Source organism: Stenotrophomonas sp. STEN087 (genome assembly GCF_056759115.1).
Map to the genome: position 1 here is coordinate 1 of NZ_JBRRCR010000012.1, position 17,878 is coordinate 17,878.

General features: G+C 65.5%; 15 protein-coding genes. 11 read left to right on the forward strand and 4 right to left on the reverse strand.

What is annotated here, in order from left to right:
- Positions 1-128: 128 nt before the first annotated feature.
- The 3 genes from ACVOK1_RS05120 to uvrA form a co-directional block, all read right to left on the reverse strand.
- The gene (locus ACVOK1_RS05120; RefSeq protein WP_481561322.1) at positions 129-878 is read right to left on the reverse strand and encodes an enolase; all 750 of its coding nucleotides are present in this window, start codon (positions 876-878) and stop codon (positions 129-131) included.
- Between the two features lie 90 nt (positions 879-968).
- Complete coding sequence (locus tag ACVOK1_RS05125) at positions 969-1,376, reverse strand: acyl-CoA thioesterase (protein ID WP_481561323.1); 408 nt, start codon at positions 1,374-1,376, stop codon at positions 969-971.
- Positions 1,376-4,369 (reverse strand): excinuclease ABC subunit UvrA, encoded by a 2,994-nt coding sequence (gene uvrA / locus ACVOK1_RS05130; protein ID WP_200753142.1) that lies wholly within the window; start codon positions 4,367-4,369, stop codon positions 1,376-1,378. Before uvrA ends, ACVOK1_RS05125 begins: the two co-directional genes overlap by 1 nt.
- A gap of 313 nt (positions 4,370-4,682) precedes the next feature.
- On the opposite strand from uvrA, the gene rplU reads away from it, so the two are divergent.
- From rplU to cgtA, 3 genes are all read left to right on the forward strand, one after another.
- Positions 4,683-5,000 (forward strand): 50S ribosomal protein L21, encoded by a 318-nt coding sequence (gene rplU / locus ACVOK1_RS05135; RefSeq protein WP_004148331.1) that lies wholly within the window; start codon positions 4,683-4,685, stop codon positions 4,998-5,000.
- An 11-nt stretch (positions 5,001-5,011) separates the two neighbouring features.
- Positions 5,012-5,275, forward strand: coding sequence for a 50S ribosomal protein L27 (rpmA, locus tag ACVOK1_RS05140; protein WP_004148333.1), 264 nt, complete (start codon positions 5,012-5,014; stop codon positions 5,273-5,275).
- A 174-nt stretch (positions 5,276-5,449) separates the two neighbouring features.
- Positions 5,450-6,502 carry an Obg family GTPase CgtA gene (cgtA, locus tag ACVOK1_RS05145; RefSeq protein ID WP_079221070.1) on the forward strand — a complete coding sequence of 351 codons (1,053 nt, stop codon included), beginning with the start codon at positions 5,450-5,452 and terminating at the stop codon, positions 6,500-6,502.
- Positions 6,503-6,656: 154 nt separating this feature from the next.
- Here the strand turns inward: cgtA and rpsT are convergent, their stop codons facing one another.
- Positions 6,657-6,926 carry a 30S ribosomal protein S20 gene (gene rpsT / locus ACVOK1_RS05150; RefSeq protein WP_005408560.1) on the reverse strand — a complete coding sequence of 90 codons (270 nt, stop codon included), beginning with the start codon at positions 6,924-6,926 and terminating at the stop codon, positions 6,657-6,659.
- A 117-nt stretch (positions 6,927-7,043) separates the two neighbouring features.
- Here rpsT and murJ point away from each other — a divergent pair, with 117 nt between their 5' ends.
- The 8 genes from murJ to ACVOK1_RS05190 all read left to right on the forward strand — a co-directional run bounded on the left by murJ (position 7,044) and on the right by ACVOK1_RS05190 (position 17,794).
- Entirely contained in the window at positions 7,044-8,648 is a 1,605-nt protein-coding gene (murJ, locus tag ACVOK1_RS05155) for a murein biosynthesis integral membrane protein MurJ (RefSeq protein ID WP_481561356.1), read from the forward strand.
- Between the two features lie 75 nt (positions 8,649-8,723).
- Positions 8,724-9,671 carry a bifunctional riboflavin kinase/FAD synthetase gene (locus tag ACVOK1_RS05160; protein ID WP_108768181.1) on the forward strand — a complete coding sequence of 316 codons (948 nt, stop codon included), beginning with the start codon at positions 8,724-8,726 and terminating at the stop codon, positions 9,669-9,671.
- Positions 9,668-12,499 carry an isoleucine--tRNA ligase gene (gene ileS, locus ACVOK1_RS05165; protein ID WP_481561324.1) on the forward strand — a complete coding sequence of 944 codons (2,832 nt, stop codon included), beginning with the start codon at positions 9,668-9,670 and terminating at the stop codon, positions 12,497-12,499. The genes ACVOK1_RS05160 and ileS overlap by 4 nt, the downstream gene beginning before the upstream one ends.
- Entirely contained in the window at positions 12,499-13,023 is a 525-nt protein-coding gene (lspA, locus tag ACVOK1_RS05170; protein ID WP_200753139.1) for a signal peptidase II, read from the forward strand. The genes ileS and lspA overlap by 1 nt, the downstream gene beginning before the upstream one ends.
- A gap of 27 nt (positions 13,024-13,050) precedes the next feature.
- On the forward strand, positions 13,051-14,001 hold the full coding sequence (gene ispH / locus ACVOK1_RS05175; RefSeq protein WP_481561325.1) for a 4-hydroxy-3-methylbut-2-enyl diphosphate reductase: 951 nt from the start codon (positions 13,051-13,053) through the stop codon (positions 13,999-14,001).
- Between the two features lie 545 nt (positions 14,002-14,546).
- A complete protein-coding gene (locus tag ACVOK1_RS05180) occupies positions 14,547-15,143 on the forward strand; it encodes a hypothetical protein (protein WP_481561326.1) in 597 nt (198 codons plus the stop codon).
- On the forward strand, positions 15,124-15,702 hold the full coding sequence (locus tag ACVOK1_RS05185) for a hypothetical protein (protein WP_481561327.1): 579 nt from the start codon (positions 15,124-15,126) through the stop codon (positions 15,700-15,702). Before ACVOK1_RS05180 ends, ACVOK1_RS05185 begins: the two co-directional genes overlap by 20 nt.
- A gap of 208 nt (positions 15,703-15,910) precedes the next feature.
- A complete protein-coding gene (locus ACVOK1_RS05190; RefSeq protein WP_481561328.1) occupies positions 15,911-17,794 on the forward strand; it encodes a M61 family metallopeptidase in 1,884 nt (627 codons plus the stop codon).
- Positions 17,795-17,878 lie beyond the last annotated feature (84 nt).

Here is a 17,878-nt window from a genome sequence, read left to right on the forward strand (position 1 = left end):
GGGCGCCGGGCCGCGCCCCCCCCCCCCCCCCCCCCCGGCGCCCCCGGCCGCCGGCCCGCCCCCCCCCCCCCCCCCCCCGCCCCCCCCCCCCCCCCCCCGGCCCCCGCCGCCCCCCCCCCGGCGGGGTTTTACGACCAGTCGAACGTAAACAGGACCGTGCGGCTGTGCGGTTCGTAGAACATCACGATGGCATCGGCGCCGGCCGCGACCCAGTTGCTGGCCGGCACGCTGGCCACATGGAAGAAGGCCTGGCCGTCGCGGGTCAGTTGCAGGCCATCGTCGGCCAGCTGGCTGCTGTCATTGCGGAGACGCAGGCTGCCACGCTGCCGGTAGCCGGCCAGATCCTGCAGCTGGAATGCCGCAGGCAGCGGGGCATAGCCGGACCAGTTGCCGAACCAGATCGGGCCGCCCAGCTGCTGCAGCCATGCCTGCTCGTCCAGCTCGCCGTCACCGTAGCGCGAGCAGCTGGCCAGGCGCCCGTGCTGCTGGAAATACGCACGCGCCTTGGCATGGCTCTCGCGCATTTCCACGATATGGGCGCGGGCCTCCTCGCCATCCACGGCTTCACCCAGGAAGTACTCCTGCGTGCCGAGGAAGCGCATGCGGTCGTCCGCGGTCAGCTCGAAGGCGATCCAGTTGATGCCGGTGAACGCGTTGTGGTGCGCGGTGGTGTCGTCACCGATGCAGCCTTCATACGGCTCGATCGGGCACAGCATCGTCGCCACCTGGCCCGCCAGCTCAGGCCGCAGCATGCCCAGGTCGATCTTCAGCAGCGGCAGCAGGTGCTGGCCGAGCCAGGCCTGATCGGCGGGGAAGACATCGGCGGGGAAGGGCACCATGCCGGGCAGCAGGTCGCGCAGTTCGGTGGGGTGGATCATTTCAGTCCTTTGAATGGTGTCGGTAGTGCCGGCCGCCGGCCGGCAACCTCACGCCGCATCGGGAATGCCGGCCAGCGGCCGGCACTACCTTCAGGTGGAAGCGTTGCGGATCGCGTCCGGCAGCGGCGCGCTCTTGCCGGTCTGTGTATCCATCCACACCACCACCACGTTGCCGTCCGAATACAGCTTGGTGTCGTCCTGCTGGTCGACGATGCGGTGGCCGATGGTCACGCTGCTGTTGCCCAGGCGCTCGACGAACAGTTCGACCAGGATGTCGTTGGGCCACACGATCGGCAGGCGGTAGTTGACGTTGGTCGCGGCCACCACCGGTGCGATGCGGTCGGTCATCGACACGCCTTCCACGCCCAGCATCCAGCGCACGCGCGCTTCTTCCAGGTAGGAAATGTACTTGGCGTTGTTGACGTGGCCCATGCTGTCCATGTCACGCCAGCGCACGCTGATCGGGATGCGGGCCAGGATCGTGTGTTCGCTGCTCATCAGGCGTCCTTCTTCTTCGTCGTGCTCTTGCTGGCCTTGCCGGTGCTCTTGGCGGCCACGGCCTTCTTCGCCACCTTGGCCGGCTTTTCAGGCTTCACCTTGCGCGGCGGGCGGGCGTCGGGCTTGTTGGCCACGGCGGCCGGCTGCTCCGGGCGCGCGCTGGTGGAGGGCAGCATGCGGGCCAGGAACTGGCCGGTGTACGACTGCGGGCAGGCGGCCACGTCTTCCGGCGTACCGGTCACCAGGATGGTGCCACCGCGGTGGCCGCCTTCCGGGCCGAGATCGACGATCCAGTCGGCGGTCTTGATGACATCCAGGTTGTGCTCGATCACCACCACCGTGTTGCCTTCGTCGCGCAGCTTGTGCAGCACGCCCAGCAGCGCTTCGATGTCGTGGAAGTGCAGGCCGGTGGTCGGCTCGTCGAGGATGTACAGGGTGCGGCCGGTATCGCGGCGCGACAGTTCCTTGGACAGCTTCACGCGCTGCGCTTCACCACCGGACAGCGTGGTCGCGCTCTGGCCCAGCTTGATGTAGCTCAAGCCCACGTCCACCAGCGTTTCCAGCTTGCGGGCGATCGACGGCACCGGCTCGAACAGCCTCAGCGCATCTTCGACGGTCATTTCCAGCACGTCGTTGATGTTGTAGCCCTTGTACAGGATCTCCAGCGTCTCGCGGTTGTAGCGCTTGCCGTGGCAGACGTCGCAGGGCACGTACACGTCCGGCAGGAAGTGCATCTCGACCTTGATCAGGCCATCGCCCTGGCAGGCCTCGCAGCGGCCGCCGCGCACGTTGAAGCTGAAACGGCCCGGCGAATAGCCGCGCGCACGCGCTTCGGGCACCTGCGCGAACAGCTCGCGCAGCGGGGTGAACAGGCCGGTGTAGGTGGCCGGGTTCGAACGCGGGGTGCGGCCGATCGGCGACTGGTCGATGTCCACCACCTTGTCGAACAGGTCCAGGCCATCGATCTCCTTGTACGGGGCGATCGGGTGCGAGGAACCGTTGATCTCGTTGGCGGCCAGCGAGAACAGGGTGTCGTTGATCAGGGTCGACTTGCCCGAGCCGGACACGCCGGTCACGCAGGTCAGCAGGCCCGACGGAATCGCCAGGTCCACGCCCTTCAGGTTGTTGCCGCTGGCACCGCGCAGGTGCAGGGTCATCTTCGGGTTCGGCTTGTGCCGGCGCGCCGGGATCTCGATCGCGCGCTTGCCCGACAGGTACTGGCCGGTCAGCGAACGCGGTGCATCCAGGATGTCCTGCAGGGTGCCCTGGCCGACGATCTCGCCGCCATGCACGCCCGCGCCCGGGCCGATGTCCAGCACGTAGTCGGCCAGGCGGATCGCATCCTCGTCATGCTCGACCACGATGACCGTGTTGCCGAGGTCGCGCAGGCGGGTGAGGGTGCCCAGCAGGCGTTCGTTGTCGCGCTGGTGCAGGCCGATGGACGGCTCGTCGAGCACGTACATCACGCCGACCAGGCCGGCGCCGATCTGGCTGGCCAGGCGGATGCGCTGCGCTTCGCCACCGGACAGGGTGTCGGCCTTGCGCTCCAGGGTCAGGTAATCCAGGCCGACGTCGACCAGGAAGCCCAGGCGTTCGCCGATCTCCTTGACGATCTTCGAGGCGATCTCACCGCGCCAGCCCGGCAGGCTCAGCTCGCTGAAGAACTTCAGTGCTTCGTCGATCGGCAGCACCACCAGGTCCGGCAGCGGGCGGTCGGCCACGAACACGTTGCGTGCGGCCTTGTTCAGGCGCGCGCCCTTGCACTCGGGGCAGGCGTGTTCGCTGATGTACTTGCCCAGTTCTTCCTGCACAGCCGCCGATTCGGTTTCCTTGTAGCGGCGTTCCAGGTTGGGAATGATGCCTTCGAAGCGGTGCTTGCGCTGGGTGCGGCCACCGGCCTCGGTGAAGTAGGTGAAGGTGATCGCATCATCGCCGCTGCCGTACAGCACGGCCTGCTGCACGTTGTCCGGCAGCGAGTTCCACGACGCATCGACGTCGAACTTGTAGTGCTTGGCCAGCGAGGCGATCAGCTGGAAGTAGTAGGCGTTGCGACGGTCCCAGCCGCGCACCGCACCGGCGGCCAGCGACAGTTCCGGGTGCACCACCACGCGCGCCGGGTCGAAGAACTCGGCCATGCCCAGGCCATCGCAGCCGGGGCAGGCGCCCATCGGCGCGTTGAAGGAGAACAGGCGCGGCTCCAGCTCGGGCAGCGAGTAATCGCAGACCGGGCAGGAGTACTTGGAGGAGAACAGGGTCGGCGCGGTCCCGGCGTTGTCCAGGCTCTGCACCGAGGCCATGCCGTCGCCCAGCTTCAGCGCGGTCTCGAAGCTCTCGGCCAGGCGCTGCTTGATGTCCTCGCGCGGGCGGAAACGGTCGATCACCGCTTCGATGGTGTGCTTCTGGCGCAGGGCCAGCGGCGGCACCGCGTCGATCTCATACAGCTCGCCGTCCACACGCACGCGCACGAAGCCCTGCGCACGCAGCTGGTCGAAGACCTGCGCGTGCTCGCCCTTGCGGTCGCGGATGACCGGGGCCAGCAGCATGTAGCGCTGTTCCGGGTCCAGGGTCAGCACCTGGTCGACCATCTGGCTGACCGTCTGCGCTTCCAGCGGGTAGCCGTGGTCCGGGCAGCGCGGAGTGCCGACGCGCGCGTACAGCAGGCGCAGGTAGTCGTAGATCTCGGTGATGGTGCCGACGGTCGAACGCGGGTTGTGCGAGGTCGACTTCTGCTCGATCGAGATGGCCGGGGACAGGCCCTCGATGTGGTCCAGGTCCGGCTTTTCCATCACGCTCAGGAACTGCCGTGCATAGGCCGACAGCGACTCGACGTAGCGGCGCTGGCCTTCTGCATAGATGGTGTCGAACGCCAGCGAGGACTTGCCCGAGCCGGACAGGCCGGTGATCACGATCAGCTTGTCGCGGGGCAGGTCGAGGTCGATGTTCTTGAGGTTGTGCGTCCGCGCGCCGCGGATGCGGATGAAATCCATCGCCATGGGGGATCCGGTTATGGGGGGCGTTGGCTGGGTGCCGGGCCAGCGGGGGGACGGGCAATCGGTCAGCCTACCGAGGTGACCAGATGGGGGCAATGGGCGACAATGCCAGCCCGGTGTCTCACCTTGTGAGACAAGGCTTTATGAAGGGGTCAGATCCCTTTTCACGCCGTGAAAAGGGATTTGACCCCGTTCCGGTAGACCCCGCCCAGGGGTTGACTTGACCGGCGCCCATTGATCTGCGTACAATTCCGCTCCTGTCCGCCCTCGATGGCGGCAGTCCATAGACCACAATAACTACAGAGGAAGTCTGGTCATGTACGCAGTACTGGTCACCGGCGGTAAGCAATACCGCGTGGCGCAGGGCGAAAAGCTCCGCATTGAAAAGCTCGAAGTCGAAGTCGGCAGCGAGATCAAGTTCGACAACATCCTGCTGCTCGGCGACAGCGATGGCATCAAGATCGGCGACGCCCTGAGCGGCGCAGCGGTCACCGCCACCGTCCTGTCCCAGGGTCGTGCTGACAAGGTCCGGATCATCAAGTTCCGTCGCCGCAAGCACCACATGAAGCGTCAGGGTCACCGTCAGTACTACACCGAAATCGAGATCACCGGCATTGCCGGTGGCAGCAAGTAAGGAGATAGGTCATGGCACATAAAAAAGGCGTAGGCTCTTCGCGCAACGGTCGCGACTCCAACCCGAAGTACCTGGGCGTCAAGATCTTCGGTGGCCAGGCCATTGAAGCCGGCAACATCATCGTGCGTCAGCGCGGCACCCAGTTCCACCCGGGTTCGGGCGTCGGCCTCGGCCGCGACCACACCCTGTTCGCCCTCGTGGACGGCAAGGTGGAGTTCTCGGTGAAGGGCGCCAAGAAGCGTCGCACCGTCAGCGTCGTGTCGGTCGAAGCCTGATAAGGCTGGACTGGCGGCCATGCCCCGGCATGGCCCTGCTGGTTGAACCGCACGCTGCATGAAGAGCCCCGCTTCGGCGGGGCTTTTCGTTGGAATCAGTGGTACAACGGGCACGGCCCGACATTCAAGCAAGGCGGCGGCACGCAGGCCGCGCCCATCGCAGGCATCGAAACAATGAAACTGGTAGACGAAGCAGAAATCGAAGTGTTCGCCGGCAACGGCGGCAACGGCTGCATTGGCTTCCGTCGCGAGAAGTTCATTCCGCTCGGCGGCCCGGACGGCGGCGACGGCGGTGCGGGCGGCAGCGTGTACATCCGCGCCGACGAAAACCTGAACACCCTGGTCGACTTCCGCCATGACCGCATCTTCAAGGCGCAGCGCGGCGAGAACGGCATGGGCCGCCAGGCCTATGGCAAGGGCGGCGAAGACCTGACCATCACCGTGCCGGTCGGCACCGTGATCATCAACGTGGCCACCGACGAAATCATCGGCGACCTGACCCAGCACGGCGACCGCCTGCTGGTGGCGCAGGGTGGCCGTGGCGGCCTCGGCAACATGCATTTCAAGAGCTCGACCAACCGCTCGCCGCGCCAGGCGCTGCCGGGCGAGCCGGGCGAAGAGCGCACGCTGAAGCTGGAGCTGAAGCTGCTGGCCGACGTCGGCCTGCTGGGCTTCCCCAACGCCGGCAAGAGCACCCTGATCCGCGCCGTATCGGCAGCGACGCCGAAGGTGGCTGATTACCCGTTCACCACGCTGTACCCGAACCTGGGTGTGGTGAAGGTGGAGAACTACCGCAGCTTCGTCATCGCCGACATTCCGGGCCTGATCGAAGGCGCGGCCGACGGTGCCGGCCTGGGCGCGCAGTTCCTGCGCCACCTGCAGCGCACCCGCCTGCTGCTGCACCTGGTGGATATCTCCCCCATGGAAGGCGGCGTGGAAGGCATTTCCCCGGTCGAGCAGGTGCGTGCCATCGAGCGCGAGCTGGAAAAGCACGATCCGGAGCTGCTGCAGAAGCCGCGCTGGCTGGTGCTGAACAAGGCCGACCTGATGTTCGAGGACGAGGCCAAGGCCGCGGCCGAACAGATCGTCGCCGAGCTGGGCTGGAAGGAGCCGTGGTTCCTGGTCTCGGCGCTGGGCCGCGAAGGTACCTTCCCGATCATGAGCCGGGTCATGGCGTTCTTCGATCGCCAGAAGGAAGACGAACTGGAAGCCCGCAACGCGCTGTGATGGCGTTGTGGTTCCGTACGAAAAACCCGGCTTCGGCCGGGTTTTTCGTTGCGCGAACCCCGGGGATCGCGCGGATCGCGGGCAACAAAAAACCCGGCCGAGGCCGGGCTTTTGTCTGCTACCCAGCCCCGAAGGGCAGGGCGGCAACGCCGGATCAGGCGGCCTTGAGGGCCTTGATGCGGTCGTTCAGGCGGCTCTTATGACGAGCAGCCTTGTTCTTGTGGATCAGGCCACGCGCGCTGAAACGATCCAGGATCGGCTGGGCAACGGCGAAGGCGGCTTCGGCGCCGGCGGCATCGTTGGCGTCCAGCGCCTTGATCACTTTCTTGACAGCGGTGCGCAGCATCGAGCGCTGAGCCACGTTGCGCGCGTTGCGCACGACGGTCTGCTTGGCGCGCTTCTTGGCGGACTTGATATTGGCCACGGTGGTGGTTTCCTGAAAAAATCGGTGTTATGGGAACAGCAAGCTAGCTAGTATGATGGCGTAAGAAATGCACGTCAAGTCGATTGTCAAGAGGGACGCTGAGTGAGTTCACCCAAGTTGTTGCGGGGCCTGCTGTCGTTCAGCAGCATGACCATGGTCTCGCGCGTTCTCGGACTTGTCCGGGACTTCGTGGTGACCACCACGTTCGGCACCAACGCCATCACTGATGCTTTCTGGGTCGCCTTCAGGGTACCCAATTTCCTGCGCCGTTTGTTCGCCGAAGGCTCATTCGCGACCGCTTTCGTGCCGGTGTTCACGGAAGTGAAAGAGACCCGCAGCCATGCGGAGCTGCGCGAACTGATGGCGCGCACGGCCGGCACCCTCGGCGGCATCCTGATGCTGGTGACCGCCGTGGCGCTGATTTTCGCACCGCAGCTGGCCTCGGTGTTCTCAAGCGGTGTTGATACCGATCCGGTCAAGCAGGGCCTGCTGGTGGACCTGTTCCGCCTGACCTTCCCGTTCCTGCTGTTCGTCTCGCTCACCGCCCTGGCCGGCGGCGCGCTCAACAGCTTCCAGAAGTTCGCGATGCCGGCGCTGACCCCGGTCATCCTCAATCTGTGCATGATCGCCGGCGCGCTGTGGCTGGCGCCGCGGCTGGGCGGCACACCGGAAAAGCAGATCCTGGCGCTGGGCTGGGCGGTGCTTGCCGCCGGCATCCTGCAGCTGCTGTTCCAGCTGCCCTCGCTGAAGGGCATCAACCTGCTGACCCTGCCGCGCTGGGGCTGGACCCACCCCGGCGTGCGCAAGGTGATGACCCTGATGGTGCCGACCCTGTTCGGCTCGTCGGTGGCGCAGATCAACCTGCTGCTGGATACCGTCATCGCCGCCAAGCTGACCGACGGCTCGCAGTCCTGGCTGTCGCTGGCCGATCGTTTCCTTGAGCTGCCGCTGGGCGTGTTCGGCGTGGCCCTGGGCACGGTGATCCTGCCGGCGCTGGCCCGCCACCACGTCAGCACCGACCGCGAGGGCTTCTCGCGCTCGCTGGACTGGGGCCTGCGGATGACCCTGCTGATCTCGGTGCCGGCCATGCTGGGCCTGCTGTTCCTGGCCGAGCCGCTGATCGCCACCATCTTCCAGCACGGCCAGTTCAGCGCCTTCGACACCCGCATGACCGCGCTGTCGGTCTACGGCCTGAGCTTCGGCCTGCCGGCGTTCGCCCTGCTGAAAGTCGTGCTGCCGGCCTTCTACGCCCGCCAGGACACCCGGACCCCGGTGCGTGCCGGCGTCGCCGCGCTGGTGGCCAACATGGTGTTCAACTTCGCCCTGCTGGCCGTGCTGTACCAGGTGATGGTGCCCGACGAGCTGAAGGCGCAGGGCGTGATGACAGCCATCGGCAAGCAGCCGGGCCTGCACCTGGCCCTGGGCATCGCCAGTGCGCTGTCCAGCTACCTGAACCTGGGCCTGCTCTGGTACTGGCTGGGCAAGACCGATGTCTACCAGCGCCGGCCCGGCTGGGGCGGTTACCTGGTACGCCTGCTGGTGGCCTGCGTGGCCATGGTCGGCGTGCTGCTGGCCCTGCTGCACTGGCTGCCTGCCTTCTCGGCCATGGGCGTGTGGGAGCGGATCGGCGCCCTGGCGCTGCTGGTCGGCGGCGGTGGCGCGACCTACGGCGTGGCCATGCTGGCGATGGGCTTCCGCCCCCGCGACCTGCGCGGGCATTGATCGGGGCCCACGGCGGCTATACTTCAGGGTTACACCATTGAAGCGGCGGCCCCGGGTGGGCCGGAACGAGAGTTGATGAGCAGGCTGTTCAGAAGCGTCGAGGGCGGGGAGCTGTTCCCCAACGGAAGCGTGGTCTGTATCGGTGCATTCGACGGCCTCCATCTGGGGCATCGTGCGCTGGTCCGCCACGCGGTCGCCCGCGCGCGCGCCTTGGGCGTGGCCGCGGTGGCCGTGGCATTCGAGCCGCTGCCGCGTGAATTCTTTGCCCAGGGCACGCCGCCGCCGCGGCTGACCCTGGCCCGCGGCAAGGTCGAGATCCTGCGCGAACTGGGCGTGGATGCGATCGGCCTGCTGCGCTTCGACGCGGCGATGGCGGCCATGCCGGCCGAGGATTTCGTCCGCACGCTGCTGGCCCAGCGCCTGGGCGCGCGCGAAGTGTGGATCGGCCCGGAGTTCTGCTTCGGCAACCGCCGTCGCGGCGATCTGGCCCTGCTGCAGGCGATGGGTGGCGAGCTCGGCTTCACTGCCGGTGAGATCGAAGCGGTCGACCTGCACGGCGATCGCATCTCCAGCACCCGCATCCGCCAGCTGCTGCAGGCCGGCGATTTCACCCATGCCAACGATCTGCTCGGTCGCCCCTACGCGATCAGCGGGCGGGTGGTGCGTGGGCGCCAGCTGGGCCGCACGCTGGGCTTCCCCACCGCCAACCTGCGCTTCCCGAAGACGCCGGCGCTGTCGGGCATCTACGCTACCTGGGTGCACGGCGTGTTCGACCAGCCGTGGCCGTCGGTGTCCAGCTTCGGTACCCGGCCGACGGTGGAAGGCGTGGAGCCGCTGCTGGAAGCCCACCTGTTCGATTTCCAGGGCGACCTGTACGGTCGACACATCGAAGTGGAATTCGTCGCCAAGCTGCGCGACGAAGAGAAATTCAATGATCTGGCGGCACTGACCGACCAGATGCACCGCGACGCCGACCAGGCGCGCGCCATCCTTTCCGAACATAGATTGCGAGCCACTGCGTGAGCCAGGACTACAAGACCACCCTGAACCTGCCAGCCACCGAATTCCCGATGCGCGGCGACCTGCCCAAGCGCGAGCCGGGCATTCTGGCGCGGTGGGAAGAGCAGGGGCTCTACCAGCAGCTGCGTGACAACGCCGCCGGCCGCCCGCTGTTCGTGCTGCATGACGGCCCGCCGTACGCCAACGGCCGCATCCACCTGGGCCACGCGGTCAACAAGATCCTCAAGGACATCATCGTCAAGTCGCGCTACCTGGCCGGCTTCGATGCGCCTTACGTGCCGGGCTGGGATTGCCACGGCCTGCCGATCGAGATCGCGGTGGAAAAGAAGTGGGGCAAGGTCGGCACCAAGCTCGACGCCGTCGAATTCCGGCAGAAGTGCCGTGAGTTCGCCGAAGAGCAGATCAACATCCAGCGCGCCGATTTCAAGCGCCTGGGCGTGACCGGCGACTGGGACAACCCGTACAAGACCCTGAGCTTCGATTTCGAGGCCAACGAGATCCGTGCGCTGGCCAAGGTCGTGGCCAACGGCCACCTGGTGCGTGGCGCCAAGCCGGTCTACTGGTGCTTCGACTGCGGCTCGGCGCTGGCCGAGGCGGAAATCGAATACCAGGAAAAGGAATCGCCGGCGATCGACGTGGCCTACGCCGCGCGCGATGCGCAGGCCGTGGCCCAGGCCTTCGGCGTGAGCCTGCCGGGCGACGTCGAAGTGGCCGTGCCGATCTGGACCACCACCCCGTGGACGCTGCCGGCCTCGCTGGCCGTGTCGCTGGGCGCGGAGATCCGCTACGTGCTGGCCGAAGGCCCGGCGCACAACGGCAAGCGCCGCTGGCTGGTGCTGGCCGCGGCCCTGGCCGAGCGCGCCCTGCAGCGCTATGGCGTCGAAAACGTGGTGCTGCACGGTGAAACCACCGGCGCGGCGCTGGAAAACCAGCTGCTGGCGCACCCGTTCTACCCGGAGCGCGAGATCCTGGTGCTCAACGGCGACCACGTGTCCGACGAGGACGGTACCGGTGCGGTGCACACCGCCCCCGGCCACGGCCAGGAAGACTACGTGGTCAGCCAGAAGTACGGCCTGCTGGACAAGTACAACGCCGGCCAGATCACCCCGGTCGACGGCCGTGGCGTGTACCTGGAATCGACCCCGCCGGCCGGTGACGTGGTGCTGGCAGGCCAGCACCTGTGGAAGGCGCAGGAGGCCATCGTCGGCGTGCTGCGCGACAACGGCGCGCTGCTGGCCTTCCACCCGATCCGCCACAGCTACCCGCACTGCTGGCGCCACAAGACGCCGGTGGTGTTCCGCGCCACCCCGCAGTGGTTCATCTCGATGGACAAGGCCAACCTGCGCAACGATGCGCTGGCTGCCATCGATACCGTGGGCTGGTTCCCGAGCTGGGGCAAGGCGCGCATCCAGAGCATGGTCGACGGTCGCCCGGACTGGACCATCTCGCGCCAGCGCACCTGGGGCGTGCCGATCGCACTGTTCACCCACCGCCAGACCGGCGAGATCCACCCGCGCACGGTGGAGCTGATGCAGCAGGTCGCCGACCGCGTCGAAGCCGAGGGCATCGACGTGTGGTATTCGCTGGACGCGGCCGAACTGCTGGGCGCCGAAGCGGCCGACTACGAGAAGGTCACCGACATCCTCGACGTCTGGTTCGATTCGGGCGTCACCCATGAAGGCGTGCTGGCCGCGCGTGGCTTCGGTAAGCCGGCCGACCTGTACCTGGAAGGTTCGGACCAGCATCGCGGCTGGTTCCAGTCCTCGCTGCTGACCGGCGTGGCCATCGACCAGCGTGCGCCGTACAAGCAGTGCCTCACCCACGGTTTCACCGTGGACGAGCACGGCCGCAAGATGTCCAAGTCGCTGGGCAACGGCATCGAGCCGCAGGACATCATGAACAAGCTGGGCGCGGACATCCTGCGCCTGTGGATCGCCTCGGCCGACTACAGCAACGAGATGTCGCTGTCGCAGGAAATCCTCAAGCGCAACGCCGATGCCTACCGCCGCCTGCGCAACACCGCGCGCTTCCTGCTGGGCAACCTGGATGGCTTCGATCCGGCCCAGCACCTGCGCCCGCTGAACGAGATGGTCGCGCTGGACCGCTGGATCGTGCATCGCGCCTGGGAATTGCAGGAGAAGATCAAGGCCGCGTTCGACAACTACAACATGGCCGAGATCGTCCAGCTGCTGCTGAACTTCTGCAGCGTGGACCTGGGCTCGCTGTACCTGGACGTGACCAAGGACCGCCTGTACACGATGCCGACCGATTCGCACGGCCGTCGTTCGGCACAGAGCGCGATGTACCACATCGCCGAAGCGTTCACCCGCTGGATCGCACCGATCCTGACCTTCACCGCCGACGAGCTGTGGGGCTACCTGCCGGGCGAGCGTGCCGAGCACGTGCTGTTCACCACCTGGTACGACGGCCTGGCGCCGCTGCCGGCCGATGCCCAGCTCAACGCCGCTGATTTCGACCAGCTGCTGGCCGTGCGCGAGCAGGTCGCCAAGGTGCTCGAGCCGATGCGCGCCAACGGTGCGATCGGTGCCGCGCTGGAAGCGGAAATCACCATCGCCGCCAGCGAAGAGCAGGCCGCGAAGTGGCAGCCGCTGGCCGATGAACTGCGTTTCCTGTTCATCAGCGGCGACGTGCAGGTGCGCCCGGCGACCACCGACGAAGTGTTCGTCAGTGCCCAGCCGACCCAGAAGAGCAAGTGCGTGCGCTGCTGGCACCACCGCGCCGACGTCGGCAGCAACGCCGACCATCCGGAACTGTGCGGCCGCTGCGCGGGCAACATCACCGGTGCCGGTGAAGTGCGGAGCTGGTTCTGATGGCCGCGCCCCGTCCGCATCCGAACGCGCTGGTCTGGCTGCTGCTGTCGGCCGCCATCATCGGCCTGGACCAGTGGTCCAAGGCCTGGGTGCTGTCGAGCCTGCCGGAGTTCCAGCCGGTGGTGGTCATCGACGGCTTCTGGAACTGGTACCGCACCTACAACACCGGTGCGGCGTTCAGTTTCCTGAGCGACGCCGGCGGCTGGCAGAAGCACTTCTTCACCGTGCTGGCCATCGCCATCAGCGGCCTGATGGCGTGGTGGCTGCGCAGCACCGCCCGCGGCAACTGGAAGGCGGCCGTGCCGTACGCGCTGATCATCGGTGGTGCCATCGGCAACGTGATCGACCGCCAGGTGCACGGTCACGTGGTCGATTTCATCCAGTGGTATATCGGTGACCACGTCTGGCCGGCGTTCAACGTGGCCGACTCGGCCATCGTGGTCGGTGCCGTGGGCATCGCCCTGTTTGGCCTGTTCGACGGCAAGTCCGCCAAAAAGGCGGATAATGCCACCCCGAAACCGTAAGCCGGCCGCTGCCGGGAGACTGAACTGATGGATGTGCTGCTCGCCAACCCGCGTGGTTTCTGTGCCGGTGTCGATCGTGCGATCGAGATCGTCAAGCGCGCGATCGAAACGCTGGGCGCGCCCATCTACGTCCGCCATGAAGTGGTGCACAACCGCTTCGTGGTCGACGACCTGAAGCAGCGCGGCGCGATCTTCGTCGAGGAACTCGATGAAGTGCCGGACAACAACACGGTCATCTTCAGCGCGCACGGCGTCTCCCAGGCCGTGCGCCAGGAAGCCGACCGTCGTGGCCTGAAGGTGTTCGACGCCACCTGCCCGCTGGTGACCAAGGTTCACTTCGAAGTGGCCCGCCACTGCCGTGCCGGCCGTGACGTGGTGCTGATCGGCCACGCCGGTCACCCGGAAGTGGAAGGCACCATGGGCCAGTGGAACCGCGAAGCCGGTACCGGCCAGATCTACCTGGTCGAGGACGTGGAGCAGGTCGCCACGCTGGAGATCAACCAGCCGACGAACTTCGCCTACACCACCCAGACCACGCTGTCGGTGGATGACACGCGCGGCATCATCGATGCACTGCGCGAGCGCTTCCCGGAGATGCAGGGCCCGAAGAACGACGACATCTGCTACGCCACCCAAAACCGCCAGGACGCCGTGCGCGACCTGGCCAAGCGCTGCGACCTGGTGCTGGTGGTGGGTTCGCCGAACAGCTCCAATTCCAACCGCCTGAGTGAGCTGGCCCGCCGTGAAGGCGTGGAGAGCTACCTGATCGACGGCGCGCACGAGATCGACCCGCGCTGGGTGGAAGGCAAGCAGCACATCGGCGTGACCGCCGGTGCCTCGGCACCGCAGGTGCTGGTGGATGGCGTGCTGGCCCGCCTGGCCGAGCTGGGCGCCAACGGCGTGGGCGAGCTGGATGGCGAGCCGGAATCGATGGTGTTCGCGCTGCCGAAGGAACTGCGGCTGCGGTTGGTGGATTGACCGCGGAAGTTGGTTCGCCGGGCATGGCCCGGCGCTACCGGGTGCATGTCTTCCACGCATGGCGTGGATCTACTGCATCCGGTCGGCACACCCGTAGATCCACGCCATGCGTGGATGGGCATGGCCCATGATCTTGTCCGCCCACGCGCGCCAGTAGATCCACGCCAAGCGTGGATGGGCGCAGCGATGGTGAGTATCGAGGGTACCATCGCTGGAAGCTGCCAAATAAACACGCGACCCATGCTCAGCTCATTGCTGGCTGAGCAGATGAGCAGATGAGCGATCATGCCACTTGAACACTCCGAGCTTTGATGCGCTGTTCCATCAATGGTCTCGCCCGAGGTCTTTCACTCTGCGAACGCATGGCGGTTTGTCTTCAAAATCATGACGCTTGCCCCTGATGCCGAAAAGTTTTAACGCGTTCTCGTTTCGGGTGTGATCGGCTGCAAATAGCGGAGTCTTTAGGAGTTTTCCTATAACGAAAAAGGACCATTAGCGCTAATTCTTGAGTCGGATCGCTGTGATCTTAAGAGAAGGGGTGAAAAATGGTATGGAAATACCTTGTTTTGATCATCTCACTTCTTTATCCCGCCTACGCGAAATCGCAAACCTATCCTGTAACTGGTTTGGGCCAGTGCATTGACTTCATCTCCGCTGCATCCACTACGCTCACCTCGCAGATCCAGGCACATGCGGGCGTCAGAGCGTATGGTCTACCACCCAGCTATGATCCGCTTACCGCAAAAATACTGGTCCCGCCATATTCGTGTGAAAGCTTTGACCTTCCTGGGCTCTACAAGACGGTAGGCTATCTCAGTCATGAGCTTGGCCACCATGTGGCTGGTGTACCAAGTATTGACGCTCCGATCACTAAGGCCCAGTGCGTTGAAAGGAATTGTGTGTGGGAGGCCAAGGCCGTCGTCAATAACGCGGTCGTGAGTGATCAGATTCAAGGGTTTTCGGAAGGGACCGTCGAGATTCCGCTTATTTCAGAGAATTCCGCTGCGCTATGGGGCATGTGGTCAGGTGGTGCATCACTTGTTGATATTGGCAAAGCCTTCTGTGACAACAATCATGTCGCATCGGGAAAAACCTACACTAAGCAGCATGAGGACTACTACGATGCCAACTATCCTTGGTGATTTTGTTAGGACGTCAGTGAAGTCATTGCTGGCCTTGCCTATGATTGTTCCGCTCGCCGCCCTCGCGGCAACCTCGCCCCCTCAGCCATGGAGTCCTGCCGCAAAAGCTTCGCAGCTTGAGGCGCTCGATTACATCGAGCGACTGGAATTAGCGCGAAGTGCGGGACCGGATGCCGCCGCTGATGCTTTGGGTATAAAAAGCGGCTTGCCTGCTGAGGTCGGGACGGCTTCCGGCTCTGTCCGTAATTTCGGCGGTATTGAGCTTGCCACCGAACTTGACCAACGATCAGGCCAGACAACGATAATTGTGAAAGCATCGGGCGGGTGTATCGATCGGGACGTCGCGAAGGCGAAACTCGTACTTGGCAAGGTTGTATGGGCGCCGCTGGCCGATTCGCCGGCACCGGTTTTCGGTTATGCACACTTCCAAGGGGGTTCGGCATCGACTGTATTTTTTGATGCAACGGGTTCCAAGTGTTTGACAGGCGTCAGAATCGAAGATCCGATGAGGTTGAAGGGGGCAATTGAAGCCGCTTACAAGCAAGAAGCATCAAGATAGGTTTCCGATCCAGTTGGCTTGCCAGACCGTCGATAGGCCTGGCAAGCCAACGCTCGGAAGAAGTGCATCGGTGTTCCCCAGAGATGCTGGGGGGGGCTAGGGACTGCTTGGGGCTTTCAGCAAGCCTGTCTCCCATGACCTTTGGCCATAGGGCCACGCGCGCCACAGGCCTAGCATCAAAGGTTCTACCGTAGCTGGAACCTGCCTGATGAAGACCCGTGCCCTGGTGATGTCCGTGCTGTTCGCGCTGGCTACCACGCCCGCGCTGGCGCAGACCTCGCCGCCGGGCGATGCCGCGGCCCCCGGCCTGCTGCGCATCGATGTGGATGCACGTGACCTTGCCCGTCGCATCTTCAAGGTGACTGCCACCGTACCGGTCACGCCCGGCCCGGTCACCCTGCTGTACCCGCAGTGGATTCCCGGCAACCATTCGCCCACCGGCCCGATCGACAAGCTGGCCGGCCTGCGCGTGACCGCCAACGGCAAGCCGCTGGCCTGGCAGCGCGACCAGTTCAATGTCTATGCGTTCAAGGTGGACGTGCCCGAGGGTGTCAGCGAGATCGTTGCCCACTTCGATTTCCTCTCCTCGCAGGGCGGCAGCCAGGGCCGGGTGGTGATGACCCCGGAAATGCTCAACCTGCAGTGGAACGCCAACTCGCTGTATCCGGCCGGCGTCGACGCGCGCAATCTGCAGGCGCAGGCCAGCGTGACCCTGCCCAAGGGCTGGGGCTATGCCACCGCACTGGAAACCGTACGCCGTGACGGCGACACCGTGGTGTTCAAGCCGATCTCCTATGACCACCTGGTCGATTCGCCGCTGTTTGCCGGCGAGCACCACCAGCGCATCGACCTTGATCCGGGCGCGAAGGTGCCGGTGCACCTGAACGTGTTCGCCGACGACGCCAAGTCGCTGAAGCCGACCGACGCGCAGATCAAGCTGCATCGCGCATTGGTGCAGCAGGCCGACAAGCTGTACGGCGCGCGCCACTACGACCACTACGAATTCCTGCTGGCCCTGACCGACCGCCTCGGCGGCATCGGCCTGGAGCACCACCGTTCCAGCGAGAACAGCGCCGCGCCCGGCTACTTCACCGAGTGGGACAACAACGCGTGGATGCGCGACCTGCTGCCGCACGAGTACACCCACTCCTGGAACGGCAAATACCGCCGCGGCGCGGACCTGGCCACCGCCAACTTCAACGTGCCGATGGGCGACAGCCTGCTGTGGGTGTACGAGGGCCAGACCCAGTTCTGGGGCCAGGTGCTGGCCGCGCGCTCGGGCCTGTGGTCGAACGAGCAGACCCGCGACATGCTGGCCAACGTGGCGGCAACCTATGACCGTGGCCGCCCGGGCCTGGCCTGGCGCGCGCTGCAGGACACCACCAACGACCCGACCATCGCCCAGCGCCGCGGGCTGGCCTACCGCAACTACCAGATGAGCGAGGACTACTACTCCGGCGGGCAGATGCTGTGGCTGGAAGTGGAAGGCAAGCTGCGCGAGCTGAGCGGCAACCGCCGCAGCCTGGATGATTTCGCTCGCGCGTTCTTCGGCGTCGGTAATGGCGACTGGAACGTCAAGCCGTACACCTTCGAGGATGTGGTGGCGACCCTCGATGGCATCGCACCGTACGACTGGGCCGGCTTCCTGCGGCAGCGCCTGGACGGCCACGGTTCGCTGACCGGTGGCCTGGAACTGGCCGGCTGGAAGCTGGCCTACCGCGATACGCCGAACGAGGCCTACAAGGCGCAGGAAAAGCGCGCCAAGGCCGCGCTGCTGGCCTACTCGCTGGGTGCCACCGTGCTCGATACGGGCGTGGTTGGTGACGTGATCTGGGACAGCCCGGCCTTCAACGCCGGCCTGGCACCGGGCATGAAGGTGATTGCCGTAGGTGGCCGCGAGTACAGCAGCGAGCGCCTGAAGGACGCCATCTCGGCCGCGGCCAAGGACAAGGCGCCGATCGTGCTGCTGGTCAAGCAGTTCGACCGCATCGACACGATGCGCATCGACTACCACGGTGGCCTGCAGTACCCGGTGCTGGAACGCATCGCCGGCAAGCCGGACCGCCTTGCTGAGCTGTGGAAGGCGCGATGATGCGGTGATTTCTGTAGAGTCGACCGTTGGTCGACTTTGCTCCTCTGTAGAGTCGAGCCATGCTCGACTGCTTATGCCAACAGC

Excerpts from the sequence above, each read along its gene's own strand:
- ACVOK1_RS05185 (WP_481561327.1), top strand. The coding sequence starts at position 15,124 with ATGCCAACTATCCTTGGTGATTTTGTTAGGACGTCAGTGAAGTCATTG.
- rpmA (WP_004148333.1), top strand. The coding sequence starts at position 5,012 with ATGGCACATAAAAAAGGCGTAGGCTCTTCGCGCAACGGTCGCGACTCC.
- ACVOK1_RS05125 (WP_481561323.1), bottom strand. The coding sequence starts at position 1,376 with ATGAGCAGCGAACACACGATCCTGGCCCGCATCCCGATCAGCGTGCGC.
- lspA (WP_200753139.1), top strand. The coding sequence starts at position 12,499 with ATGGCCGCGCCCCGTCCGCATCCGAACGCGCTGGTCTGGCTGCTGCTG.
- ispH (WP_481561325.1), top strand. The coding sequence starts at position 13,051 with ATGGATGTGCTGCTCGCCAACCCGCGTGGTTTCTGTGCCGGTGTCGAT.
- cgtA (WP_079221070.1), top strand. The coding sequence starts at position 5,450 with ATGAAACTGGTAGACGAAGCAGAAATCGAAGTGTTCGCCGGCAACGGC.
- rplU (WP_004148331.1), top strand. The coding sequence starts at position 4,683 with ATGTACGCAGTACTGGTCACCGGCGGTAAGCAATACCGCGTGGCGCAG.
- uvrA (WP_200753142.1), bottom strand. The coding sequence starts at position 4,369 with ATGGCGATGGATTTCATCCGCATCCGCGGCGCGCGGACGCACAACCTC.
- ACVOK1_RS05190 (WP_481561328.1), top strand. The coding sequence starts at position 15,911 with ATGAAGACCCGTGCCCTGGTGATGTCCGTGCTGTTCGCGCTGGCTACC.
- ACVOK1_RS05160 (WP_108768181.1), top strand. The coding sequence starts at position 8,724 with ATGAGCAGGCTGTTCAGAAGCGTCGAGGGCGGGGAGCTGTTCCCCAAC.
- ACVOK1_RS05120 (WP_481561322.1), bottom strand. The coding sequence starts at position 878 with ATGATCCACCCCACCGAACTGCGCGACCTGCTGCCCGGCATGGTGCCC.
- ACVOK1_RS05180 (WP_481561326.1), top strand. The coding sequence starts at position 14,547 with ATGGTATGGAAATACCTTGTTTTGATCATCTCACTTCTTTATCCCGCC.